17 protein-coding genes, 1 tRNA gene and 1 other RNA gene are annotated in these 23,888 nt (G+C 44.3%); 8 read left to right on the plus strand and 11 right to left on the minus strand.

The genetic code is table 11. The annotated features are described in order from the left end of the window. Positions 1–79 precede the first annotated feature (79 nt). Both ACK28X_RS05560 and ffs read right to left on the minus strand, forming a co-directional pair. Positions 80–1,951, minus strand: a complete 1,872-nt coding sequence (locus ACK28X_RS05560; RefSeq protein ID WP_412057430.1) for a DNA polymerase III subunit gamma/tau — start codon at positions 1,949–1,951, stop codon at positions 80–82. A gap of 96 nt (positions 1,952–2,047) precedes the next feature. Next, an RNA gene (gene ffs / locus ACK28X_RS05565) (signal recognition particle sRNA small type) lies at positions 2,048–2,145 on the minus strand. 174 nt (positions 2,146–2,319) lie between these two features. Between ffs and nudC the strand changes: the two genes are divergently transcribed. Beyond that, complete coding sequence (nudC, locus tag ACK28X_RS05570; protein WP_412057431.1) at positions 2,320–3,219, plus strand: NAD(+) diphosphatase; 900 nt, start codon at positions 2,320–2,322, stop codon at positions 3,217–3,219. A gap of 119 nt (positions 3,220–3,338) precedes the next feature. Here the strand turns inward: nudC and ACK28X_RS05575 are convergent, their stop codons facing one another. Beyond that, positions 3,339–4,205, minus strand: a complete 867-nt coding sequence (locus ACK28X_RS05575) for a prephenate dehydratase (RefSeq protein ID WP_412057432.1) — start codon at positions 4,203–4,205, stop codon at positions 3,339–3,341. A 108-nt stretch (positions 4,206–4,313) separates the two neighbouring features. On the opposite strand from ACK28X_RS05575, the gene ACK28X_RS05580 reads away from it, so the two are divergent. Next, entirely contained in the window at positions 4,314–4,862 is a 549-nt protein-coding gene (locus tag ACK28X_RS05580) for a c-type cytochrome (protein WP_412057433.1), read from the plus strand. A 131-nt stretch (positions 4,863–4,993) separates the two neighbouring features. Here ACK28X_RS05580 and ACK28X_RS05585 read toward each other — a convergent pair whose 3' ends face one another. From ACK28X_RS05585 to ACK28X_RS05600, 4 genes are all read right to left on the minus strand, one after another. Further along, positions 4,994–5,140 carry a DUF1127 domain-containing protein gene (locus ACK28X_RS05585; RefSeq protein ID WP_412057434.1) on the minus strand — a complete coding sequence of 49 codons (147 nt, stop codon included), beginning with the start codon at positions 5,138–5,140 and terminating at the stop codon, positions 4,994–4,996. A 166-nt stretch (positions 5,141–5,306) separates the two neighbouring features. Then, positions 5,307–6,935, minus strand: a complete 1,629-nt coding sequence (locus tag ACK28X_RS05590; protein ID WP_412058292.1) for a 4Fe-4S dicluster domain-containing protein — start codon at positions 6,933–6,935, stop codon at positions 5,307–5,309. A gap of 68 nt (positions 6,936–7,003) precedes the next feature. Continuing rightward, positions 7,004–7,936, minus strand: a complete 933-nt coding sequence (locus ACK28X_RS05595; protein WP_412057435.1) for an electron transfer flavoprotein subunit alpha/FixB family protein — start codon at positions 7,934–7,936, stop codon at positions 7,004–7,006. 16 nt (positions 7,937–7,952) lie between these two features. After that, entirely contained in the window at positions 7,953–8,699 is a 747-nt protein-coding gene (locus ACK28X_RS05600; RefSeq protein WP_412057436.1) for an electron transfer flavoprotein subunit beta/FixA family protein, read from the minus strand. Between the two features lie 328 nt (positions 8,700–9,027). Between ACK28X_RS05600 and ACK28X_RS05605 the strand changes: the two genes are divergently transcribed. After that, positions 9,028–9,795, plus strand: coding sequence for a hypothetical protein (locus ACK28X_RS05605; RefSeq protein WP_412057437.1), 768 nt, complete (start codon positions 9,028–9,030; stop codon positions 9,793–9,795). A gap of 20 nt (positions 9,796–9,815) precedes the next feature. Next, entirely contained in the window at positions 9,816–10,037 is a 222-nt protein-coding gene (locus ACK28X_RS05610) for a hypothetical protein (protein WP_412057438.1), read from the plus strand. Positions 10,038–10,278: 241 nt separating this feature from the next. On the opposite strand, the gene ACK28X_RS05615 is transcribed toward ACK28X_RS05610, so the two are convergent. Next, a tRNA-Arg gene (locus ACK28X_RS05615) sits at positions 10,279–10,355 on the minus strand. Positions 10,356–10,749: 394 nt separating this feature from the next. After that, a complete protein-coding gene (locus ACK28X_RS05620) occupies positions 10,750–12,294 on the minus strand; it encodes a sensor histidine kinase (RefSeq protein ID WP_412057439.1) in 1,545 nt (514 codons plus the stop codon). A gap of 338 nt (positions 12,295–12,632) precedes the next feature. Here ACK28X_RS05620 and ACK28X_RS05625 point away from each other — a divergent pair, with 338 nt between their 5' ends. From ACK28X_RS05625 to ACK28X_RS05640, 4 genes are all read left to right on the plus strand, one after another. Continuing rightward, positions 12,633–13,787, plus strand: coding sequence for an efflux RND transporter periplasmic adaptor subunit (locus ACK28X_RS05625; protein ID WP_412057440.1), 1,155 nt, complete (start codon positions 12,633–12,635; stop codon positions 13,785–13,787). Beyond that, positions 13,780–16,902: an efflux RND transporter permease subunit gene (locus ACK28X_RS05630; protein WP_412057441.1), complete on the plus strand. Its 3,123-nt coding sequence runs from the start codon at positions 13,780–13,782 to the stop codon at positions 16,900–16,902. Before ACK28X_RS05625 ends, ACK28X_RS05630 begins: the two co-directional genes overlap by 8 nt. A gap of 124 nt (positions 16,903–17,026) precedes the next feature. Then, positions 17,027–18,679: a glucose-6-phosphate isomerase gene (gene pgi / locus ACK28X_RS05635; protein ID WP_412057442.1), complete on the plus strand. Its 1,653-nt coding sequence runs from the start codon at positions 17,027–17,029 to the stop codon at positions 18,677–18,679. A 224-nt stretch (positions 18,680–18,903) separates the two neighbouring features. Beyond that, the gene (locus tag ACK28X_RS05640; protein ID WP_412057443.1) at positions 18,904–19,524 is read left to right on the plus strand and encodes a LysE/ArgO family amino acid transporter; all 621 of its coding nucleotides are present in this window, start codon (positions 18,904–18,906) and stop codon (positions 19,522–19,524) included. A gap of 32 nt (positions 19,525–19,556) precedes the next feature. On the opposite strand, the gene ACK28X_RS05645 is transcribed toward ACK28X_RS05640, so the two are convergent. Beyond that, complete coding sequence (locus ACK28X_RS05645) at positions 19,557–22,778, minus strand: DEAD/DEAH box helicase (RefSeq protein WP_412057444.1); 3,222 nt, start codon at positions 22,776–22,778, stop codon at positions 19,557–19,559. 106 nt (positions 22,779–22,884) lie between these two features. Further along, the gene (gene bioB / locus ACK28X_RS05650; protein WP_412057445.1) at positions 22,885–23,886 is read right to left on the minus strand and encodes a biotin synthase BioB; all 1,002 of its coding nucleotides are present in this window, start codon (positions 23,884–23,886) and stop codon (positions 22,885–22,887) included. Positions 23,887–23,888: the final 2 nt, after the last annotated feature.

A 23,888-nucleotide genomic window follows, 5' to 3' on the forward strand; every position in this document is an offset into this window, starting at 1 on the left:
CTTCTATCGGGTGCAAATTGCGTATGCTAAGAATGATTGTAGCGGCCTAATTTTAAAAGGGTGGATATTTGGTGCAACTTTAATCAAAATAACCCGTTTGATCAAGGGAATCATTATCTAACGCGGTGTTGGTAGAAAGGTCTAGAAAATGTTCTTCTTCATTTTTGTTAAGTCGAACATCCACAATTTTTGCGCCGGGGAAATGTTTCAAAATCTTATCAATTTCTGGGTCGCGTGCGGCCTGAGACAGAAGCGCTGCATGGGCGTTATCTTCCTCTTCGCGCAAGGTTTTACCGCCGCCTTCAGAGGCGCGAATAATATCCCAACGTTGCCCTGTCCATAGACGCAGCTTTGAGGCTAGGTCTTGGCAAAAATTGCGTGGAGCCCCAGGCTCTAGGCTACATTCAAGGCGTCCAGGACTGATCGAGATAGGTCTGATATATTCTTTTATCAATAATTTTAGGTGGATGTCTTTATGATGATCGGCTAAGGCGATAAGATCAACAAGGGTATGGGGGCATGCATTTTGTGTACTGATTTGCCTTTTTGATTCAAATAACTTTTTTTCTTGAGGCGTTTTATTTTGTTTTGTAGGTTGGATATTTTGGTGTTTTTTATCTATTGTAATATCTTCAATATCGGGTTCGCTTTCTTCCGAAACTCCATAAACTGTAGGCGGGTTGTGTGTACGTATTTGCTCATTGCTTACGCTTTTTATAGGTGTAGGCATCGTGCTGCTTATTTTGGAGACAGGTGGCACAGATTTACCAGCGGCTAAAGCATTCAAAGCATCTTCTAAAGGAGGTAAATCGGCGGCATGAGCCAAACGGATGATGAGCATTTCTGCCGCTTGGATGGGGCGCGGGGCTTTTTCAACTTCTTGCAGGCCTTTTAGAAGCATTTGCCACGTGCGGGAGAGTGTTGAGAGAGAGAGCTTTTGCGAAAATTCAAGGCCACGTTGGCGTTCTTCTTCAGTGAGTGAAGCATCTTCAGCTAAGTCATTGATGAAACGTAAACGAGTGACAAGGTGGTTAAAATCAGCCAGATTGCTTAATAAAATAAGGGGGTCAGCTCCGTTATTATATTGATCGCGCAATTCATGTAAGGCGCTGCGCATATCACCTTTCATGATAAACGCAAAGAGATCAATAATGCGGGCCTGATTGGCAAGGCCAAGCATGGCGCGGGTGGTTTGGGCTTTGATATAGCCTTGGCTTGCAGCGATGGCTTGGTCGAGTATGGATAAGGCATCGCGCACGGATCCTTCGGCAGCACGAGCGATCATGGAAAGCGCTTCGGGTTCTGCAACGCTGCCTTCAAGGCTGGTGATTTTTTTTAGATGTTCGGCCAAGGTTGTGGATTCAATGCGCCGCAAGTCAAAGCGCTGACAGCGAGATAAAACAGTGATAGGAACTTTGCGAATTTCAGTGGTAGCAAAAATAAATTTAACATGCGGTGGCGGCTCTTCCAATGTTTTGAGAAGGCCGTTAAAGGCTTGGGTGGACAACATATGAACTTCGTCGATAATATAAACTTTATAGCGCGCGGTAACAGGGCGATAACGCACTTGTTCGATGATTTCACGGATATCATCAATTCCTGTGTGGGAAGCGGCGTCCATTTCTATGACATCAACATGTCGACCTTCCATGATGGCTTGGCAATGTTCGCCCTTTTCCGGTAAGGCGATAGTGGGACGATCTATATTATTTGTCTTATAATTAAGAGCGCGGGCTAAGATCCGAGCGGTGGTGGTTTTCCCTACGCCTCGCACGCCAGTTAGCATCCACGCTTGTGCAAGACGATCGCTTTCAAAGGCGTTTTGGAGCGTTTGTACCATGGGCGCTTGGCCTATGAGGTCAGCAAAGGTTTCCGGGCGGTATTTACGAGCTAAAACACGATAGGGCGGTGGGGAGACGACGGGATTAGGGGCTTTTGCGGCTGTATCCATAAATGCTCACAATATATAGCGGAATAACCAGGCTATCTTAGCGCGGGCGTGAATATTCTAAGAAATGGGCAAGGCGCTACTAAGGTTTGATATAAGGGCGGGGGGTTGAGTGATGACCCAAGCCAAGCTCGTTAGGGCTGCTTCCTTCCAGACCTGACCCGGTTGGCGAGCGGATTGTCCATCGTCAACCCCCCACTTCTCTATCGCTAATTTAGGGCTAAAAAGCAACCCATAAAGGGCGTATAGGTAAAGAAATTATGTATAGTTAAGTGTTCACATTAAATCTATCCTTTTTTATCGCTCTATACGATTGAGAAAAAACATACCTATAATGGCGGCAAGCGAATCTTTGGGGAAGGAACGATGATATGTTTGGCAAATTAGCCTTTATAAATAATCCCATTATCCGACAATTTGAGAAGAGGGTTGATTTCTCACCCGTTGAGATGCGTGAGGGGGAGCCCTATATAATAGCATTTTATGGTAAGAATTTACTTTATCGGGTTGGGGAAATTCCAGAATTTTATTTAAGTGCGCAAGAGGTCGAGCCCTTTTCACCGCAGTGGGACGAGGCTTGCTTATTGGGCTGGCAAGATGGGCGCCGGGTGGTAACTCTATTTATTACAACCTTGCCAGTTGTTGAAGAGAAAAGCTCTTATGCACAGCTACCGCTTTGGGAAGGCTACCAACAAAAGTATTTTTATGAAGCGGAGGCCGGCGCAGTGGCCCAAGCTTATTCTCTTTTGACTTGGCATAGGAGTCAGAAATTTTGTGGTTACTGCGGGAAAAAAATGCAAATAAAAGGAGGAGGCGCATCTCGCCAGTGTTCTCATTGTAGTTCTGAGTCTTTCCCGCGGGTTGATCCTGTGGCCATTATGCTCGTGCATGACGCTAATGCATGTCTTTTGGCACGTTCGCCTAATTTTGCTCATAAGCGCTATTCTTGTTTGGCAGGTTTTATTGAACAAGGTGAAACACTTGAAGCCGCGGTGCAGCGTGAAGTGTATGAAGAAATGGGGGTATTGCTCGGCGAAGTTACGTATCATTTCTCTCAGCCTTGGCCTTTTGCTCATTCCTTGATGCTTGGTTGTAGTGCCCGAGCTTTGAGTCGCCACATTACTATGGATCCTATAGAAATTGAAGATGGTGGTTGGTTTGAGCGGGAAAGCGTGCAGTTGATGCTAGAAGGTCGTCATCCAGAGGGTTTGATTATTGCACCTGAAGGCTCTATTGCGCGGTGTTTGATTCGTCAATGGCTTGGCTCATAGCATTGACGCGCTTGATCACATATTTACCAATCTTGGTATTTTAAGAGGCGCTGATCCATTCAAGATTTTTGGCTACTGTACCCTTCTAGATATTGTAATAAAGCAAGTGGCACCGCAACCTATGAACGAGTTTTGGATTTAGCGGTGCGCCAAGGACTTGCAGGGTAGACGCCGATTATACGGATTTCTGCAGAAAAAAAGCTTAGTTCCTCTAAGGCTAATTGCACGCTTATGTCATCAGGGTGGCCTTCAATATCGGCGAAAAATTGTGTAGCTTGAAAACTACCGCCGATCTGGTAGCTTTCTAACTTGCTCATATTTACACCGTTAGTGGCAAAGCCTCCTAGGGCTTTATAAAGGGCGGCGGGGACATTGCGAACCCGAAATAGTAAACTAGTGAGAATGGCATCGCCCGTGCTTTTGCGTTTTGCCCATTTTTTCTCTTTGGAAAGGATAACAAAGCGCGTGATATTATCGGGCGAATCTTCGACATTAGTTGCAAGAATTTTGAGGTTATAAAGCTCAGCCGCCAGTTTAGGGGCTAGAGCAGCATGAGAGGGATCTTTTTGCTCGCTTACCCATTTTGCGGCGCCTGCTGTATCGCTAGCAACTACAGCATGCCAGTCGTTTTTATGCAAAATTTGGCGGCACTGGCCAAGGGCGTGTATATGGCTATGTACGGTTTTTATGTTTTGGTATTCAGTATTTGGTAAGGCCATAAGCTGAAAATGGATGGGAAGGAAGTATTCGTCAATAATGTGGAGCTTAGCTTGGGGTAAAAGATGATGGATATCGGCTACTCGGCCCGCTAATGTATTTTCAATAGGAATCATGGCGAGATCAGCTATCCCCTTTTCGACCGCTTCAAGTGTAGCTTCAAAACTATCACAGGGCAAAACTTGCATGGTAGGGTATTTTGCTCGGCAGGCGATATCTGAGTTAGCACCGTAAGTGCCTTGGAAGGCTATAATATTAGTTTTTAACATTTTAGCTCCTAAATTAGGAAAAGTGTAACGTGCTTGCTTTAAGATTTCTAGCATTTTATGTTGATCGTTGCGTAGCTTTTTATTGTTAAGGGAAGAGAGGAACATGCGATGAAAGTGCCCTTGCGGCCTTCTGTTGTTTTAACCGCTCTCTTGGCATTTATTTTTTGGGCGCTCTTTTGGTGGGGCGTGTGTTTTTTAGGGGCTAGGCTTTATGAGATACCTTTAGCATCGGATCTCCATGAGAAGCCATTTAAGCACAGCATTGTAAAGCATGAACTAGCGGCTCCTTTGCGTCTGTCTGATTATATGGAACGTGCTGATTTCATAGCTGGACGCCAAGTATTTTCTATTTGCGCGCGATGTCATGTAGCGCAGCCGCCACAAGCTAATGGAGTTATGCGGCGCGTGGGTCCTAATTTATGGGGCGTAGTGGGGCGCCCTGCGGGAACGGCACCGGGCTTTCGTTATTCAAAGGCGTTTCAGAAAAGTAAGGATAAAATTTGGGATCTTACGGCTTTGGATCACTTTATCACGGATCCATCTCGCTTTATCCCGGGCACGATTATGAGTTTTTCTGGGATAAAGGATCCGCAAAGACGAGCAGATCTTTTGCTTTATTTGCAAGGGTTATCAGATGAGACGCCAAACAAAGACTGACCTCAACACTCGTCAAATTCTAAAATGGAGGCCTTTTATAAAGCTAAGCTCCTATATTAAGGAGAGAAGCAGCTATTATAAAGTATAGACCCTTGAGTGAGGTATAATAATAAAGGCCCCGTGAGGGGTCTTTATTGCTGTAGGGCGCGGCGGGCAATGTAAGCGATATCACCTCGTTCAATGCCAATATCGCGCAATTCATGAGCGGATAGACGGTTTAATTCATTGATGGTGTTGCGATAGCGACGCCATTTATTAAAAGACCGAAGAATGTTCATTTTTGTACCTATAATTGATAAAGATGTATTCAAATTAATAATACGCTAAATCTTGATTATAGAGCAGTGAGAATATTGCATGGCTGTTGTGCATTAGTTGCAGTAAAGCAATATTAGATGTAAGCTGTATACAATTGTTTACCGTAGATGGAGTAGCATCAGGGCTTTACATATTGGTATAGAGCGGACCTTCGCCGCCCTGAGGGGAAGACCAAGTAATATTGTTATTGGGGTCTTTGATATCACAGGTTTTGCAGTGAACGCAATTTTGCGCGTTAATCCGGTAGGTAAGGGCTCCCGATTCTTCTATCCATTCATAGACCCCAGCTGGGCAGTAATAGCTGGATGGGCCACCAAAAACTCCCCATTCAGATCGCTTTTGTACGGTTATGTCATGTACTTTAAGATGGCAAGGTTGATCTTCTTCGTGGTTGGTATTAGATAAGAAGACGCTTGATAAGCGGTCAAAGCTAACGATACCATCAGGCTTTGGGTAAGTTATGGGTTGGAATTTGGCAGCTGGTTTTAAGCAGGCTGAGTCGGTTTTATCGTGTTTGAGGGTGCCAAAGCAGGAAAATTTGAAAATCTTTTGCCACCAGAGGTCAAACCCTGCTAAGCCTATACCCAAAGGCGTGCCGTACTTTGACCAGAGCGGTTTAGCGTTACGCACTGGATAAAGATCACGGCCGATGAGGCTGTGTCGCCATTCATTCTCAATTTGAGTAATTTCATCTTGTGCGCGGCCTTGTGCCAAAGCAGTGGCGACGTGGTTTGCTGCATAAATTCCTGACAATACAGCGTTATGGGAGCCTTTAATGCGGGCAACATTTACGAAGCCTGCAGCGCAGCCAATGAGAGCGCCGCCGCGAAAGCTTAATTGTGGCACAGCTTGAAAGCCACCTTCATTAATGACTCGAGCTCCATAGCTCAGTCGCTTACCGCCAATAAAAAGATCACGGACGGAAGGGTGAGTTTTAAAACGTTGGAACTCTTCAAAGGGTGAAAGATAAGGGTTTTCATAGTTAAGGTGCACAACAAAGCCAACCGCAACTTGATTGTTTTCCAAGTGGTATAAGAAGGAGCCGCCGCCTGTGTGACGGTCTAGGGGCCAGCCAGCCGTGTGCTGTACAAGCCCAAGGCGGTGCTTTTGCGGCCTAATTTCCCATAATTCTTTTAATCCTAGCCCATATTTTTGTGGTGAGCGAGCGTGATTAAGGTTAAATTTATTAATTGCTTGTTGGCTAAGGAAACCTCGGGTTCCTTCGGCTAAAAGCGTATATTTACCTAAAAGAGCCATCCCACGCATGTAATTGGCGCTAGGTGTACCAGTTTTGTCAAGCCCCATATCGCCTGTGGCAACGCCGCATACGGCGCCATCTTCATTGTAGAGTAATTCATTGGCGGCAAATCCGGGGTAAATTTCTACTCCCAGAGCTTCGGCCTTTTGAGCCAACCAGCGGCATACATGGCCTAGTGAAACAATGTAACACCCATGATTTGAGAGAACTTTAGGCATGAAGATAGCAGGGATGCGGTGTGCCCGTTCTTGGGTTAAGAAGAGGAATTGGTCATCGCTGACCAAGGTTTGAAACGGGTGGCTTTCTTCTTGTCGCCAATCGGGGAGTAAATGGTCAATCCCCACGGGATCCACTACCGCGCCTGATAAGATATGGGCGCCGACTTCAGCTCCTTTTTCAAGGACTACCACGCTGATGTTAGGATCATTTTGCTTTAGACGAATAGCAGCGGCAAGCCCTGCTGGCCCTGCTCCTACGATTACAACATCAAAAGCCATTTCTTCGCGCGGCGGCGCAAGGTTAATTGGAACGTGTTGCTGTGTGTTTTGGGGGAGCAGGGGGTGGGTCATGGTAGCGCCTTTACTAATGCTGGCACCGCTTCAAAAAGATCGGCAACAAGAGCGTAATCAGCAATCTGCATAAGGGGAGCTTCTTCGTCTTTATTGATTGCAACGATGATTTTTGAAGCGTTCATACCCGCAAGATGTTGGATAGCTCCAGAAATGCCAACCGCTATGTAGAGATCAGGGGCAACAATTTTTCCTGTTTGTCCTACTTGCCAATCATTGGGAGCATAGCCTGCATCAACTGCAGCACGACTAGCGCCTAAAGCCGCATTGAGTTTATCAGCGAGGGGGCCTAAAAGTGCCATGAATTCTTCTGCTGATCCAAGCCCTCGGCCTCCCGATATGACAATGCGTGCAGAAGTAAGATCAGGACGAGCACTTTTATTATTTTCTTCGCTAACGAAGGAGGAAAGGCCGCTATCGGGGTCTAAGTCGAGGGAAGTAATTTCCGCCGCCCCGCCACTTGGCGCGGCATCAAAGGCGCTGGTGCGCAAGGTAAGAACCTTTTTGGATTCCTTTGATTGTACAACTTCAATGGCGTTACCTGCATAAATGGGGCGCTTATAAGTATCTGGTGAGATAATTTCAATAATATCAGAAATTTGCATCACATCCAAGAGAGCCGCTAAGCGAGGCATAATATTTTTACCATTGCTTGTGGCGGGGCTTAAAAATATAGTATAATTTTCTGATAGGGTGACAAGTACTTTGGTAACGTTTTCCGCTAAGTGATGGGTAAGGCTTGGGTGATCTACGTGAAGAATTCTCCGTACGCCAGCGAGGCTGGCAGCTTTTTCTACAGCAGGCCTACATTCATGTCCGCATACTAAAATATCAATGGTTTTATCAAGAGCTATAGCGCCCGTTAAGGCCTTAGCTGTTTGATCAGATAGGGATTGGTTATCGTGCTCGGCGAGTAAAAGAAGTGCCATTGTTCGGCTCCCATTATTAGATAACGTTTTTTTCTTGTAATTTTTCGACTAGCTCCTTCACATTGGCGACTTTAATGCCGGTTTTACGACCCATGGGCGCCTCCACCTGCACGATAGTAAGCCTTGGGGTGGCATCTATCCCCAATTGAGAAAAACTTGTCTCAGTAATGGGTTTTTTCTTTGCTTTCATGATATTAGGCAAAGATGCATAGCGCGGCTCATTTAGGCGTAGGTCGACGGTCATAATAGCGGGTAGAGGTAGTGAGAGCGTTTGTAGACCGCCATCCACTTCACGGGTAATCTCCGCGCAGTTGTTATGAATTTTGAGTTGGGAGGCAAAGGTGCCTTGCCCCCAATTAAGTAAAGCCGCTAGCATTTGACCCGTTTGATTGTTATCATCATCAATGGCTTGTTTGCCTAAAAAGACCATAGTGGGTTTTTCTTCCTCACAAATGGCTTTGAGCGCCTTAGCAACAGCTAAAGATTCAACGCGCTCATCTGTTTTGACTAAGATGGCGCGGTCTGCCCCCATTGCAAGTCCTGTTCGTAGGGTCTCTTGTGCGGCTTGGGGGCCAACTGATACGAGCACAATTTCACTAGCTTGTCCGGCTTCCTTCTGGCGGACAGCCTCTTCAACGGCAATTTCATCAAAAGGATTCATCGACATTTTGACGTTATTTAGATCAACCCCATTACCATCGGCTTTGATCCGTACCTTTATATTATAATCAATCACACGTTTAACAGCGACGATGATTTTCATGATAATCCTCTTAATATGCAAACTCACAGAAAGGCCGTTTGATACAACTATTCAAATGCCTTCTGTTAGACAGCCGGTTGACTAAAGGCGTTTTAAGGTCTTGCCGATAAGTTCTCTAAGATCACACGAGCCTCCTCTTGCGTGTCTTTAATATCTTGATCAATTTATGACCTATCTTATGAAACTTTGTCAACTGGGGCAATGATGGCGCTATGTCTGTTAAAGCTATTTTTACTTAAATCAGGTACAGTCTGATGGAGTCATAGGGCCTGACGTATCGGATCCATTGGAGATCTTTCTTCATGCATAAAGGCTCCATGTGTACCGGGTGAGCATAAAGGCGGATGACCCAATGAGAAGGCAAGGACAGTTACAAACACAACCCCATATTTTTTCTCAAGGAGCAGTGAGGGGGGCGTTAGATACAGAGCCTGGATTTATCCCCGCTCATCTTATGGAAGCGGTAGCGAGGCGGTTGCGAGCCATCCACGCTCATATGCAACACTGTGCGCCGCCATCGGAGCCCCTGTCTTTAGAAGGGGGGACTAGCGCCTTTAAATCGCAGGAAACGCTTGATTTTGCCGTGCTTAGTTTGGCTTTATGGGCGCAATATCGCCAGCAAAAGGCTTGTAATCATGCTTTGTTAAGGCGCTTTAGAGATATGGAAAAGCGCCAAGCCATTTATAGCGTGCGCGCCGATCTTATTTTGAAATTATTGCCACTTGTTGTTAAGCTAGCAAAAAGTATGGAAAAAAAATTGGTGTTATCGTCTGCGCAAAGCGCTCAATTGGCGAAAAAGACTGCGCAAGCTACTATTCCCGCCGAGCAGCCTGCTCAATTTTCTCAAGCATTTTTGACCCATAAGGCTGCTATAGCATCGATCCCTAAGTTTTCACTTTCTGCATCTTTGCACGATAAATGCTTGGCATTTGTTCGTCCGCTTCAAGAGGCAGTCATTAAAGACTCCCTGGGTGGAGCTATAATAAGGGTGGTTAAGAAAAACGTCTCCAGCATCTTTATCACGGGTCTTATTTTCACCCTAACCTTGATGATTATTTTATGTTTTTATCTGCAATTTTACTATGATCCCATTTAAGTAAAAATCGGCGATCTATTATGAGGGATAGGAAAAACGTTAAAGTGAGGATTTATCTGCCTATTGCTGAAATACCGGTTAATATAGTGATGCTGATTTTTATGGGTGTGTGGTGCAGGGCTTTTTTAATTATACCGTTTTTGATTTTTTATAATATTCTGCTAAAAATTGATGCGGCAACAGGAGCTAATCAGGCAATTGCATTATCAATTACAGGGGAACACCCACTTAAAATCTTGTAGGCCTTGATATAAAATTATCTTTTGGGACTACCTATCCAAGTAGGGATTGGAGCCTTGCTGTTACAGATTACTGGCGCCCTGACATTTTTAAAGGCGCCGCAATCTTATGCTATAGCTAGTCGGACTGAATACCAAAAATTGGGGATAGAATCTTTTATTCTTCATTAAAAACCATGAGCGATGAAGATATAAAATTTCAAACATATCTTCGCGAGTTAGCGGTTTTTATAAAATATGCTTGTGGCGCACCCGAAGAGATTCGAACTCCTGACCCCCAGATTCGTAGTCTGGTGCTCTATCCAGCTGAGCTACGGGTGCCATGGCTTAATGATTTTAAGCTATGGGGTTGGTAATCGTTCTTGAGATAAATTGCAAGTGAAACTTACATAAAAATATAATTTTCTATGGTTTTTGCTTCTTTTTGATAGGGGCGAGTGGGAACATTAGAATCCGTAGCGCGGGGCATATATATTAAGCGCAATCAGGACGATTATTCCGTTTTGAAAAAAAAGGATGCTAGAAGCTTTTGGATTGAGCTACCAATAGCTGATCTGTAATGACTTGTTGAAAGGTAATAGCCCCCTCTTATGTGGGATTTATGAGTTGCAAGATATATTACTATATTTGTGTTGTTATGGAACGCTTTCTTTTAAAATGCACAGGCGCCCTACGACGGCAATATATTTCTGTGTTTTGAAAATGATAAAATGCGTTATTTGGAGGGATTATTATTTTTATCTATTCTTAGCGTTTTTTTAGATCTCTTTTTAGTGGTGGGATTATCGGGGATATAGAGGACGAAATGCGCGCCTATTTTTGTAGATTCGTCCAAATGAATGGAGCCGCCGTGGGCGCGGATAAGTTCTTCACAGATGGCAAGGCCAAGTCCCGAGCCGTGGCGATGGGTGGAGCCTTTGAAAGGCGAGAATAAATGGGTTTTGGCTGTTAAGGGCAGGCCTGGGCCATTATCTTTGATATGGATAAAGGTAGATTTACCGTGGCGTTCAGCTTCAATGATTAGGCTTTTTGTAGCCTGAGGTGGCTTGGTTTCATTTAGGGTTTGTATAGCATTGCGGATAAGATTTGTGATAATGCGGTGAAGCTGGTCTTCATCGGCATCAATGACAATACCTTTTGGGACGAGGTTTTGAAAATCAATCTCTTCACGTTGTGCTATTACTAAATGTTCATAGACGTTATGAATAAAGGGGTGAAGGAGAAAGCGCTTGCGTTTAGGCGGTAGTTCTTGATTGCGTCCATAGGTGATAACGCTTTGGCTATATTTAGTGGCACGGTCAATGGCCGCTACCAATTGAGGAGAAACTTTTTGGACGATTGGATCTTGCACTTTTGCCAACCGGTCGGAAAGTAACTGGGCAGAAGCTAGTATATTATGCATATCGTGGTTTATTTTGGAAACAGCAAGGCCCAAATTGGCTAAATGTTTTTGGCGGGCATGATCGCGCTGTACCTTGCTTTCGATAGAGGCAAGGCGCCGTTGAGCAAGGCCTAGTTCATCGCGGCGGCTAGTAGGAACCATGATTCGGTTAGGATTATCAGGCTCAAGTACAAAATCTAGCATATTTTCATAGATGGTGCGCAAAGGCTTGAGTAACAGTTTTTGTAAAATAACATAGATAAAAAAGGCGGCTACCAGCGAGATAAGCAAAGAGGTAAAAATAAAATACTTTGTAAAATCGATCATAGAGGCGCGCAAGTCGTCGTCTTTTAATAAGGCTTCTGTATACATAGAGGGGTCGAATAATGCCCCCTTGACTAGGAGATTTTGATTTCCGCCCCAGAGCAAAGTTGAGAGCGATTCCCGAATGGAACTCCATTTAGAATATGCTTTTAAATCAACGATATGATTTATGACTTCAGGTGTTTGGGTAGCGGCGATGGTATGGCATTGGTCAATTTTACATACCTTGATCATAAGCGTAGACGTAGCGTCAAGGATGTTCTTTTGTGTTTTAAGATTTAATGGTTGATTATGGTCAGATGGCAGAACCAAACTGATAGTTTTTGCCCCTTGGAAATGTTTATTTAACCAAGCTTTACGGATATTGGCAAGCATCGGGAGATATATAGCTATCTCAAGGATGAAGACAGCAGTAGCAATAATGGCAATAAGGCGAGTGCGGAGGCGCTGATGGATGGGAACTTTGAACCACATGCTGCGGGTATCAGTGGCGATATCAAAGGGTAAAGGCGCCGTTTTTTTGGCATGTAAGGTCGAAAAATCGCGGTTATGCATGGGGCGGAGCTCTCATTAATGATTGCGTACTTTACTACCTATACCATTATTCTTACATAATACTTTAGAGGTAATTTAGAAGAGATTCTGCCATAAAATATTTGCTATGGATAGGGTATTGTTTTCGGTTTCTTTATATGATTTGATTGTAGTAGGTTGCTTTTCTTAAGCTTTTTGTTGCACAGGCTTATGAGGGAAAAGGGGCGTGTTACTTAATCATCTATAAAATCTTGGATATGGGCAGAAGCGAGAAGCGTATAGGGAGTGAAGAGTGGTTTTGATTTCTAAAATAAACGCTGAAGGATGCGCTTGCGAGCTACTGTCAATAGGGTTTGTTTATGAAAGTTGTTAAGTTTATTTTCTTAGGTATAGCTATTTTTGTAGGGATTGGTATTTACAAGCATTACTTTATGCAAGAGAAAAGTAAAAGTACAGTATTAATCGCCCGCCAAAAACCAGCGGTTGTCGTCCAAAAATTGGGCAAGGAAATTCTGAGCGATTCACTCCATATGATTGCTACTGGGCAGCCTACTGCTCAAGTCAGTTTGGTGCCTCTCGCGAATGGAACGATAAAAAAGCTCCTGGTTAAGCCGGGGGAAAGCGTGGCAAAAAATCAAAATATTGCTCTTCTTGATTCCCGTAAAGAAGAAATCTTCGTACAGCAAGCGAGAGCTGAAGTTGAAAATGCTCAAGCAGCTTATGAACGGGTTGTTACTTTACGTGATAGTAACGCCGCCACAAAGGTTCAAGAAGCGGCAGCGCGTCTTGCTTTAGTAAATGCGCAATTGCATTTGCAAGAGGCGCAATTAAGCCTTGAACAACGGACGATTACCGCTCCTATGCCGGGGGTTGTAGGCTTGTTTTCTGTTGTTGAAGGTAGCTTTGTAACGCCTAATATGCCTCTTGCGCAAATTGTCAATCGTGAAAAAATCTTTGTCGATATCGCGGTACCTGAACGCTTTTTACCGTTGATAAAGCTTGGCGAGACATTGAAAATAACCACGCTTGATCAGCCGGATCGCGAAATTCCTAATTTGATCAGCGCGATTGATAATAAGGTGGACCCGCAAAGCCATAATTTCCTTGTTCGCGCCACCCTCGAGAACCATGATGATTTTTTGCGGCCTGGGATGGCCTTTGTGGTAGATCGTAATTTTAGTGTGAAACCTCTGCCTGCAGTTTCGCCTTTGGCGCTGCAATGGAATAGCCAGGGCGCTTATGTCTGGCGGCTTATCCCTAAAAAAGTCGACAGGGGGGATCCTAGCGGTGAAGATGCGAGTAATATAAGGATAGACGAAGCTACTTATATTGTAGAGCGTGTGCCGGTACGCGTACGACAACATAAAGTTGATAAGGTGCTGATCATGGGTGACCTAAGAGAAGGTGACCTGATTGCTATTCAGGGTTTTCAAAGGTTTTTTCCTTCTATGCCTGTGCGTATTTTAAAGGTTTTTGACGCCAAGGAAAGGCCTATAAAGGCGGACTATGAGTAAAAATGACGATCAGGTGCAGGGGGGATTAGCTGGGGCAATGGCTCTGTTTATTCGCCGACCAGTGCTGGCATTCGTGTTTAATGCACTAATCATTGTTGCGGGGCTGGCGGCTTGGACGCAGGTGCCGGTGCAAGAATTACCGAATGCACATAGCTCTGTTTTAACGGTGTCAACCTTTTACCGCGGGGCGTCGGTAGAGATGGTGGATGCAGATATTACGCAAGAAGTAGAAAAGATTATTGCGCCGATCTCAGGGGTTAAAAAGATCTCGTCATATTCTTCTTTTGGCCGTTCGCGTGTGACGGTTGAGTTAAATGCGGGGAGTGATTTAAATGTGGTGGCCTCGGATATACGCGATGCCTTATCGCGTGCAAGTGACCGCTTGCCTAAGGATGCCGATAGGCCGCGCGTTATTAAGAGTAATTCGGAATCTGAACCCGTTATTGAGATCGGCATTATATCTGATACTATGAGTATAGCGGAGCTGACCAAGCTTGTTCAAGATCAGATCATCGATAAATTTATGGCTGTACCTGGGGTTGCCGATGTGCGGACGAGCGGGGAGAGCAATAAAATTGTAAAAATTTCTGTCAATCAAGATAAACTTGCAGCTTATGGTTTGCAAGTGAGTGATGTGGCGCATCTTTTAGCTAAGCTTCATGTAGATGCACCAGTTGGGTCTTTAAACGGTCCAAGCGAAACTTTGCGCGTGCATGCGAAGTCAATCATTTCTACGCCCGCAGCTTTTGCCAATCTTTCTATTAAGCCTAATGTGCATTTGGCCGATGTGGCCGATGTGCAATTTGCCCCCGCGCAAGTAACGGCGGTAGCCCGCTATAATGGTGCTCCTGTTATAGGGGTAGATATTATCCAGCAATCTGGCTCGAATGCATTGGAAATCTCAAAAGGCGTACATCGAACCATAAAAGCTTTACAGCCAACCTTACCCAAGGGGGTATATATAGATGTGGCCACGGATAAAGCCGTTTTTATTGGTGGAGCGCTGTCTGAAGTGAAAGTGGCGCTTGTTGCAGCGGTTTTGGTCGTTTTTTTGGTTATTTTTCTCTTTTTATGGGATATTCGTGCCACCCTTATTCCTCTTGTATCGATTCCTACTGCGCTGATCGGCACTATTGCTTTGATTTATCTTATGGGTTTTTCTCTCAATGTATTAACACTTTTAGCGTTGGTTTTGGCCACGGGGCTCGTGGTTGATGACGCGATTGTAGTCCTAGAGAATATTATGCGTTGGCGCGATCAAGGGGTAGGGCCGCGAGCCGCAGCAGTCTTGGCGACTCGTGAAGTTTTTTTTGCGGTGGTTGCTACAACTTTGACCTTGGCGGCGGTGTTTGTACCAATTTCATTTCTACCAGGCACAGTGGGTAGTTTATTTCGTGAGTTTGGCTTTGTTTTGGCAACCTCTGTTTTACTTTCTTCGCTGGTAGCTTTGAGCCTTTGCCCCATGATGGCATCACGGTTTTTACGTGAAGCGAGGAAGAAAAATTATAGACAGCCTAAATTTTTTCAAAACTTGGGAGGCAGGTTGCAGCGGTTTTACAAAAAAACATTATATGGTGCTTTGGAGTATCCTTGGTTGGTGATTGTTTTATCCTTATGCTTTATAGGGGCGTGTGGCTTTGGCTTTACAAAGCTAAAACAAGAGCTGACTCCTCCAGAGGATCGTGGTGAGGTTCTATTATATGTTATGGCCCCACGGGGTGTTTCACTTGATTATTTCGCTGATCAAATACATCGCATTGAGCAGGCTCTTCAACCTTTGTGTGATAGTGGTGAGATTAAAAGAATGTTTTCGCTTGCCGGTAGTAGTGGAAATACTGGCTCAATTTCTTTAGGTTTAGCGCCTTGGGATATACGCAAGCGTAGCCAAAAGGAGATTATTAATGACATTTATCGGCGGGTTGCGTCTATTGTTTCGGTGCAGATGTTTGCTTTGCAAGAAAATTCATTAGGAGACTTTAGCAGTGGCAGTGGTGGCGGACTAAGTTTTGCTATTTTAGGGCATAACTATGATGAACTTAATGTTGCAGGCCAAGCTTTGATAAGCGCGCTTAGCAAAGATTCGCGCTTTGAACGCCCTCGTTTATCCTTTGATGAAACAGCCCCACAGGTATTTGTAAATTTTAATCGTGAAAAGGCAACACAGTTAGACGTGGATCTTGAGGAGGTCAATAGTTTGATCCAAACCTTGCTTAACGGGCGCGTGGTGGGAAATATTTACGTAGCAGGCGATACTTACGATGTAAAGCTCGTGGCTGACCAAAAACCCGTAAATAGTCCAGAAGCGCTTAAAAACGTTTTGATAAAAACTAGGGGTGATCGTTATGTGCCGCTTTCTTCTTTTTCAACGGTAGAAGAAAAATCAACCTTTCCCTTATTGCGACGCGAAGATAAAATGAGAGCGGTAAGTCTTACCACCGATTTGGCGCCTGGTGTAAGCTTAGGTGAGGCATATCAAGCCGTAGTCACGATCGCCGCGCCTCTTTTACCAAGGGGTAGCTATGTGCTCCCTTTAGGAGCAGCAGCCACTTTGAAGGATTCATTTCATGGCGTTTTATTGGTATTTGTATTTGCCATTTTGATTATTCTTTTGATTTTGGCTGCACAATTTGAAAGTTTTATCTCTGGTTTTATTATTATGGCTACTTTACCTTTAGGGCTTGGCTGTGCGGTTCTTTCTATGCTTGCGAGTGGAGGAAGTCTGAATATTTATAGTCAGATTGGTCTTGTGGTTTTGGTAGGTATTATGGCGAAGAACGGTATTTTGATCGTTGAGTTTGCTGATCAATTACGTGATCGCGGCCAATCGATTCGTCAAGCTGTAGAGGAAGCGGCCAATATTCGTTTACGCCCTGTTTCTATGACTATGATTTGTGCTGTTCTTAGCGCTCTTCCTTTGATTATAGCTCATGGAGCGGGCGCAGAAGCCCGTATCGCTATGGGATGGGTGATCGTGGGAGGGCTGGGGCTTGCAACCTTTGCTACATTGTATGTAACGCCGGTTGCATATTTATTATTAGCGCGTTTTATTAAGACAAGAGCGGGAGAGTCGTTGCATTTAATCCAAGAGCTTGAACAAGCGCGCAAAGAAAGGTGAAGGTGGTTCTTTGTATTTATATAAAGCCGAAAAGCTCTACATTATTGCGAATTAAGTACAGGGGCAGCGGTTTTTTTTAAATGGAAAAGCCCATTCTTAATGTTTTATTTAGGAGGATTATATCATGCGTCATGAAACGATGTTTTGGAATATAGTGGCTAGTTTAAAAGCGCATGCAACGCAAGCCAGTGTGCATGATATTCGTCAGCATTTTGTCCAAGATTCTGAGCGATTTGAAAAGTTCTCATTATGGTTTGACGACTTATTGTTTGATTTTTCTAAAAGTAATGTCACAAAAACAACAATGGATCTTTTACATCAACTATCGCATGCAGCAAATTTATTAGATGAGCGCGATACCATGTTTGCTGCCAAACCGATTAATGTGACAGAACACCGCGCGGTTTTGCATGTTGCCTTACGTGCCCCAAAAGAGGCTGTCTTTTTACAGGGGGGGCATAATGTTGTGGAAGATGTACACCAAGTATTAGACGCTATGAGCGATTTTTGCGAGGGCGTTCGCAAAAAGATCTATCGAGGTGCAACCAATGAGCCTATTACTGATATTGTTTCAATTGGTATTGGTGGTTCAAGTTTAGGTTCAAGCATGGTTACTATGGCTTTGAGGCCTTATCACGATGGGCCACGTTGCCATTTTGTCTCTAATGTTGATAGTGCACATATCTGCGATATATTAGCTTTGCTTAAACCTGCAAATACCTTGTTTATTATTGCCTCAAAAGCTTTTACAACTCAAGAGACAATGGCGAATGCGGCGGTAGCACGGCGGTGGATTGTTGATCACCTAGGAGAGACAGCGGTGACGCAGCATTTCGTTGCGGTTTCAACTGCTCTTGACAAAGTAGAGCAATTTGGTATTGCGCCTGCCCGCACTTTTGGGTTTTGGCCATGGGTAGGTGGGCGTTTTTCGGTATGGTCGCCTATTGGTATGGCAATTATGATGGCCATAGGCTCGGCGCGTTTTAAAGAATTTTTGGCGGGCGCCCATGCGATGGATCAGCATTTTCGAACGAATGACGTAGGGCAAAATATTCCAATGTTGTTGGGTCTTTTGGGTTTTTGGCAACGGGTTATTTGTGGTTATTCTTCGCGGGTTGTAGTGCCTTATGCACAACGTTTAGCGCGATTTCCTGCTTATTTGCAGCAGGTGGATATGGAGTCCAATGGCAAAAGCGTTGATCGTGAAGGTATTGATTTAACTATTCCGAGCGGACCCATAGTTTGGGGCGAGCCGGGGACAGATGGCCAGCATGCTTTTTTTCAACTTTTGCACCAAGGTACGGATATTGTTCCAGCTGAATTCTTTCTTTTTGCTCGTGGGCATGAAAAGGAACTTAGCAACTTACATCACATGCTGTTAGCTAACGGTTTAGCCCAATCGGAAGCTCTGATGCGGGGGCGAACTATGGAAGAAGCCTATGCTTTATTGCGTAAAGCGGGTATGGATGAGCTAAGCGCTCGTAAATTAAGCCCTCACAAAAGTTTTCCAGGTAACCGTCCAAGCGTTACATTTTTACAAGAGCGTTTGACTCCTTTCGCTTTGGGGCGATTGATGGCTCTCTATGAACACCGTGTTTTTGTTGAAGGGATATTAATGAATATTAACTCCTTTGATCAATGGGGCGTTGAGTTAGGCAAAGAATTGGCTAATGAGCTGTTGCCCATGGTTGATGGGCGGGTGCCTATTGAGGGTCGTGATGGTTCGACGCGCGGCCTTTTAGCTTATTTGTTGCAGCAGCACGGGCGAGGGCGCTAGGCTACGCACTGTGTTTGAAATTTAAGGAGCAATTGATTATGAAGGTTTAGGTGCAAGGATTTATGGCTTGTTTAGATGGGTAGCGCTGTTATAGTCTCTTAATCTGATAGTTCTATTTAGGGAATGAGGATAAGAGAGCTCAAGGATTCTTTCTGTTTATCCAGAAGCATTTCGTGTAATTTTATTTAACTTGAAAATATAAAATTGCATGATATCGTTTTAAAATGGATGCTTTTATTTCAGGATTTTTCTTCTCATTAAGCCTTATTTTTGCGATTGGCGCACAAAATGCTTTTGTTTTACGTCAAGGATTACAAAGGCAACATGTGCTAGCGGTTGTATTAGCCTGCGCTTTATCCGACACTATATTGATTATAACAGGGGTTGCTGGGTTTGGTTTTTTGATTTTACAATTTCCACGCCTTGAATCGCTCATGACGTTAGCAGGTGGAGTCTTTCTCCTTATATATGGGTTAAAGAGTCTATGGGCAGCCTTTTACCAAAACGCTATCCTTAATCCGTTACATGCGCAGGCCAAGTCACTTAGGAAGACACTTTGGATTACTTTAGCTTTCACTTGGCTGAATCCCCATGTTTATCTTGATACGGTGGTGCTATTGGGGACGATCTCTACCCATTATAGCCCACACAAAGTGATTTTTGCTGCCGGCGCAATTATAGCGTCTTTTATTTTTTTCTTCTCGCTTGGCTATGGTGCTCGTTTGTTAGCCCCTTTTTTTGCCCGCCCTGCCATGTGGCGTTTTTTAGATTTTTTGATTGCTATAATAATGGGTTTACTAGCTTTTAGGTTATTAACACCATTTTTATTTAGTGTTTTATCCTAGGTAACATAGGTTTGTTTTTCAATTTTAGATGCTTAAATTTTCTCTGATAAAGTTTTGAAAAATTTTACATTGGCCCAGAGGCCGCGATCCCCTACTACATAGAGCACCTCTTTGGCACGGGTGATAGCGACATTTAGCAAATTGATATCCTTACCAGCCCAAGCACGTGTTTTTCCTTGCTTTGGGTATGGAGCCCCAAGGATAAAGATAATTGCTTCTGCTTCTCGTCCCTGTACTGTGTGAACGGTACCGATGCGTTCTGATACCCAATCCTTTGGATTTGTTACCCAGTCTTCTAGTATAGACTCGTTCTTAAGTAGCTTTTGCATTTCACCTGCCACTTCATTAAAAGGAGTAACAATGTAGAGATCGGGGTTTATACGCTGATCCTTTAGCCGTTTGAGGAGATTCAGAACGGCCATTCCTTCATTATGGGACCACTTGGTGAGAGCGTCTTCGGAATCGGGGCTTTTGATATCAATCCATTGTGATGGGCCCAAACAAGCGCTGATTTCCGAAGAGGTGGTATTTTTTGCTTGTATCATATGGCCTCCATAAGCAAGGAGGTTGGCAATTGTAAACATGGGGTCGTCACAGCGGCGTTGTACCAAGAGAGGCGCGCCCACTAAGCGGCTACCATTTATACTTTTCAAATCTGCATAATGGGGGGCTGCTGTTTCGGCTAAGGTCTGGATAGAGGCTTTGGGTGCGCTATAACCATCAGGATCAACATGAAAGTGACGACAAATTGCTTCATTGAGGGCGGGCGCAAGGGTGACAACGGGCTGGATTTGTTGAGAATCACCAACGATAACCGCCCTTTTAGTGCATATAAGAGCATCAACGGCCATTTGAGGCGTAGCTTGGCCTGCTTCATCAATAAGGAGCCAACCCAAGCTTTGTGGGGGTAGTCCATTGAACATGTTGGAGAAAGAGGCAAAGCTTGTTGAAATACTAGGAAGGACTAAGAATAATGACGACCAAAGATCGCTTAAAAGCGGTTTTTGCTTTGTATTAGTCAGCTCGGGCTTGAACGCCTTTTTTAATAAAATACTCAGATTGTTGAAGAGGGGTTCTGCGGTGGCATCGATGAATGCTTTATGCAGTTTTATTGCTTCAATAAAGAGTGTGTCGCGTAATTTCTGGGTGGCTTCATTGCACCAAGGAATAGTAAGGTTCCGCGTACGATGATCCTTTGCAAAAAAGGCATCATCCACTATATGGGCCGCTAGATTTTTCTTTGCCTCTTCGATTATATTATGCGCTTTTTGTTGCTCTTTATGGTGTTCATCTGCTTGCTTTTTTTTATCTTTAGCGGCTTTTAGAGCGCTCACAGCTTTTTCATGGGCTTCATAGGCTTCTTCTACATTTTTGTTTAAGAGCACCTCTTTCTGTCGCCATGCCTTATAGGCGCTACGCTTGAAAAGCCGCGCAAGAAAGCTAAAACGGGTGTCTTGGTGACTGTTTAGCGCCTTTTTTGCCGCCTTATGAGCATCATCGGCTTGCATCTTTGCTTGCGCTGCACCCTGATAAGCTTCATCACAAGCTTCTTGTTTATTCTTTGCGTCTATGAAAGCTTTTTTTACGTCAGCTAGGTCGGGGTTTTTTTGGAGAATGGTGTTGATTTCATTAAGTGCTTTCAAAGCTGCGCGGCTTTCAAGATGGGCAGATTCAAAAGATGCACGGGCTTTTTTCCATTGTTCGAGGGCTTTTTGTGCATTCTCGGGGGGGCAACATTCAGTAATGATTTTAGGTTTGCGCGATATCTTTGTCTTTGGATCTTCAATCATAGAAGGGTGGCCGCCGCGGATGTGAAGAAGATAGGTCGCAAGGCCTACGTCTTGATTATTCCAAAAGGTTTTGCAGAATTGGGTGCGGTTGGCTTGATTACCCAAAACACCTGAGACAAGCCCCCAGCAGTTTTCGTTTAGCAAAGCCGTAGCGAGGGGCGCAAAATAGCGTAAATCTTTAGCATCATCATCATTAGCAATAGCATTTAAGGTAGGTAATTCAGTGGTGATGTTTTCTACGGCCTTATTGGTGGCTGCCGCGATAATCACCTCAAAGCCTTTTAACCTGTGATCCAATTTATAGAGGGATAAAGGCTCAAGATTGCCGTTTTTAATTTTTTCTTCGGTAATGGTAAAGGCTTCTTTTGGATCGTCAAATTTGGCCATAATGTGCGCGCGGTTAGTAATCAGGCCAGCTAAAATATCACGCAGAAGGGTGGTTTTTCCAGTGCCAGGCGGTCCGTTGACCGCAATAAGCTCTTTTGCATCTTTTATTTCTGTATGCATGCTCATTGCTAAATTAACAGCAGCTTGTTGTAAAAGTACAAGAGAGTGACGCCCAGGTGCTGGCCATCGACCAAGAGGGATAAGATCAGGGCTCAAAATGTCCTTAAGTTTTGTGTTGTTTGTTAAGAGATCAAATCTTTCGTCCGGCCTATTTATGCCTAGATAAGCGTGTAGAGTGGTGGAAGCATTTGGATCCTTAATGAATTTTTTGGTCTCTATTAAGCCTTTTAAAAACGGGGTATTGAATAAAGAAGGTCGAGGGGCAGGAGGCTGGCTACCTTTAGGTGTTTCTATGACAAGTTTTTTAAATAAAATAGTGGGGGAGAGCCAATCCTCTGGTAATTTTAAGACCTTAATTAAAGAACTTTGGGCCTTCATAAGAGCTTGGTAATCAACCGGAATAGGCTTTTCACCTGCACCTTCTGGGGCGAGGGCGTTCTTTAGGGTGTTGAGGATTATTTTCGCCTTCTCTTGCCAAGCTCCTGGTTCAAGCGATTCATTTAGGATGAGGGGGGCGGCCCAGCTAAGGCTGGCAATTTGGGCGCTGGGGTTATTATATTGGACAACTAATCGTCCGTCTGAATCTAATATTAGGTTGGCAAAGAAAGCTTCGGTTTCTGCGGCTGACCTATCTCTGGGATCCTCTTGTGATGGTACATTGGGGTCTTTGCTTCGGTAATGATCAAGGAGAGCTTTTGAAATGCGATTAGGGTATAAGAGGCCTAAAGAAATTTCATAATAGATGCTACAGTTTTTCTTGGTGCGCTCGTTTTTATGCCAAGGAAGATCCCTTTCTAGGAGGGGATTGAAGTTCTTTTTATCATAAGATGAACATGTTGCGGGGGTAAGGAGCTCTATTGTTAGCCAGCTGTTTAGTATGTTTTCGGCAGTATTAGATAAGAAGGATGCATTACTGGCGTCTGTATTTTCAACGTTTTTTCTTTCTGCTTGTAGCATAAAACAAAACCCCCAGTTATCATCATTATATTTATTAATTATATCTTTGATGATAAATGATTGCAACGGTGTTTTTATACGACACCGTTGCTTGTAACCTATTCTATTAGATCTTATAGGCTTGTTTTTCTAAGGGGAGTGAGGATTGTTTTTCTAGAGGGGCGAGAGCGAAGAAAAGTTCTTCATCTTCGTGTGGTTCATTATTGGGGGTGGTAAGTAGCTTATCGCCTAGGAATAGAGAGTTTGCTCCTGCCATAAAACAGAGGATTTGTGCTTCGCGACTAAGTGCTGAGCGTCCTGCTGCTAAGCGCACATAGGATTTTGGCATTAGGATTCGTGCAGTAGCGATCATCCTGACGTGTTCTAAGCTGTCAACACGACGTTGGTGGGCCAAAGGAGTGCCGGGGACCGCGACTAATGTGTTGATAGGTACGCTTTCGGGGTGTGGGTTCATGGTCGCGAGGGTGCACAAAAGGGAAGCACGGTCGGTAATCGATTCACCCAGGCCGATAATGCCACCGCAACAGATTTCAATGCCTTGGTCACGTACGGTTTTGATAGTATCTAAGCGATCTTGATAGGTGCGGGTAGTGATGATTTTACCATAAAATTCAGGGCTAGTATCAAGATTATGGTTATAGGCGGTGAGGCCAGCTTGTTTAAGCCGTTGAGCCTGGTGTGGTTGTAGCATTCCTAATGTTACACAGGCCTCCATATCAAGGGCTCGAATTCCTTCAATCATGCGAATGATGGCTTCAAATTCTTTACCGTCTTTGACTTGACGCCAAGCAGCAGCCATGCAAAAGCGGTTAGCCCCTGCTTCTTTTGCTCGTTTAGCAAGAGCGATGACGCGCTCGGGATCCATCAATTTGTCTGGCGTTAACTCCACTTCTTTATTGCGTGCTGATTGCGAGCAATAGCTACAGTCCTCTGGACAACCGCCGGTTTTGATAGATAGTAGACTAGCCTTTTGGATAGGGGTATCGGTGTGGAACTGGCGGTGGATGGCATTGGCCCGTCCTAGTAAGTCTAGCACGGGAAGCCTATAGATCGCTTCGATTTCTGATATTTGCCAATCATAGCGGAATAAATCAGTGGTTTCAGACATAA

This window comes from Bartonella sp. DGB2 (assembly GCF_046843095.1).
GTDB lineage: Bacteria > Pseudomonadota > Alphaproteobacteria > Rhizobiales > Rhizobiaceae > Bartonella.

What these genes read in the sequence shown, in the direction of transcription:
- ACK28X_RS05575 (WP_412057432.1), bottom strand. Translation starts at nt 4,205, where the DNA reads ATGTTAAAAACTAATATTATAGCCTTCCAAGGCACTTACGGTGCTAAC.
- ACK28X_RS05610 (WP_412057438.1), top strand. Translation starts at nt 9,816, where the DNA reads ATGAGGGATAGGAAAAACGTTAAAGTGAGGATTTATCTGCCTATTGCT.
- ACK28X_RS05580 (WP_412057433.1), top strand. Translation starts at nt 4,314, where the DNA reads ATGAAAGTGCCCTTGCGGCCTTCTGTTGTTTTAACCGCTCTCTTGGCA.
- ACK28X_RS05595 (WP_412057435.1), bottom strand. Translation starts at nt 7,936, where the DNA reads ATGGCACTTCTTTTACTCGCCGAGCACGATAACCAATCCCTATCTGAT.
- ACK28X_RS05640 (WP_412057443.1), top strand. Translation starts at nt 18,904, where the DNA reads ATGGATGCTTTTATTTCAGGATTTTTCTTCTCATTAAGCCTTATTTTT.
- ACK28X_RS05620 (WP_412057439.1), bottom strand. Translation starts at nt 12,294, where the DNA reads ATGCATAACCGCGATTTTTCGACCTTACATGCCAAAAAAACGGCGCCT.
- ACK28X_RS05600 (WP_412057436.1), bottom strand. Translation starts at nt 8,699, where the DNA reads ATGAAAATCATCGTCGCTGTTAAACGTGTGATTGATTATAATATAAAG.
- nudC (WP_412057431.1), top strand. Translation starts at nt 2,320, where the DNA reads ATGTTTGGCAAATTAGCCTTTATAAATAATCCCATTATCCGACAATTT.
- ACK28X_RS05645 (WP_412057444.1), bottom strand. Translation starts at nt 22,778, where the DNA reads ATGCTACAAGCAGAAAGAAAAAACGTTGAAAATACAGACGCCAGTAAT.
- ACK28X_RS05590 (WP_412058292.1), bottom strand. Translation starts at nt 6,935, where the DNA reads ATGGCTTTTGATGTTGTAATCGTAGGAGCAGGGCCAGCAGGGCTTGCC.
- bioB (WP_412057445.1), bottom strand. Translation starts at nt 23,886, where the DNA reads ATGTCTGAAACCACTGATTTATTCCGCTATGATTGGCAAATATCAGAA.
- ACK28X_RS05585 (WP_412057434.1), bottom strand. Translation starts at nt 5,140, where the DNA reads ATGAACATTCTTCGGTCTTTTAATAAATGGCGTCGCTATCGCAACACC.
- pgi (WP_412057442.1), top strand. Translation starts at nt 17,027, where the DNA reads ATGCGTCATGAAACGATGTTTTGGAATATAGTGGCTAGTTTAAAAGCG.
- ACK28X_RS05630 (WP_412057441.1), top strand. Translation starts at nt 13,780, where the DNA reads ATGAGTAAAAATGACGATCAGGTGCAGGGGGGATTAGCTGGGGCAATG.
- ACK28X_RS05625 (WP_412057440.1), top strand. Translation starts at nt 12,633, where the DNA reads ATGAAAGTTGTTAAGTTTATTTTCTTAGGTATAGCTATTTTTGTAGGG.
- ACK28X_RS05560 (WP_412057430.1), bottom strand. Translation starts at nt 1,951, where the DNA reads ATGGATACAGCCGCAAAAGCCCCTAATCCCGTCGTCTCCCCACCGCCC.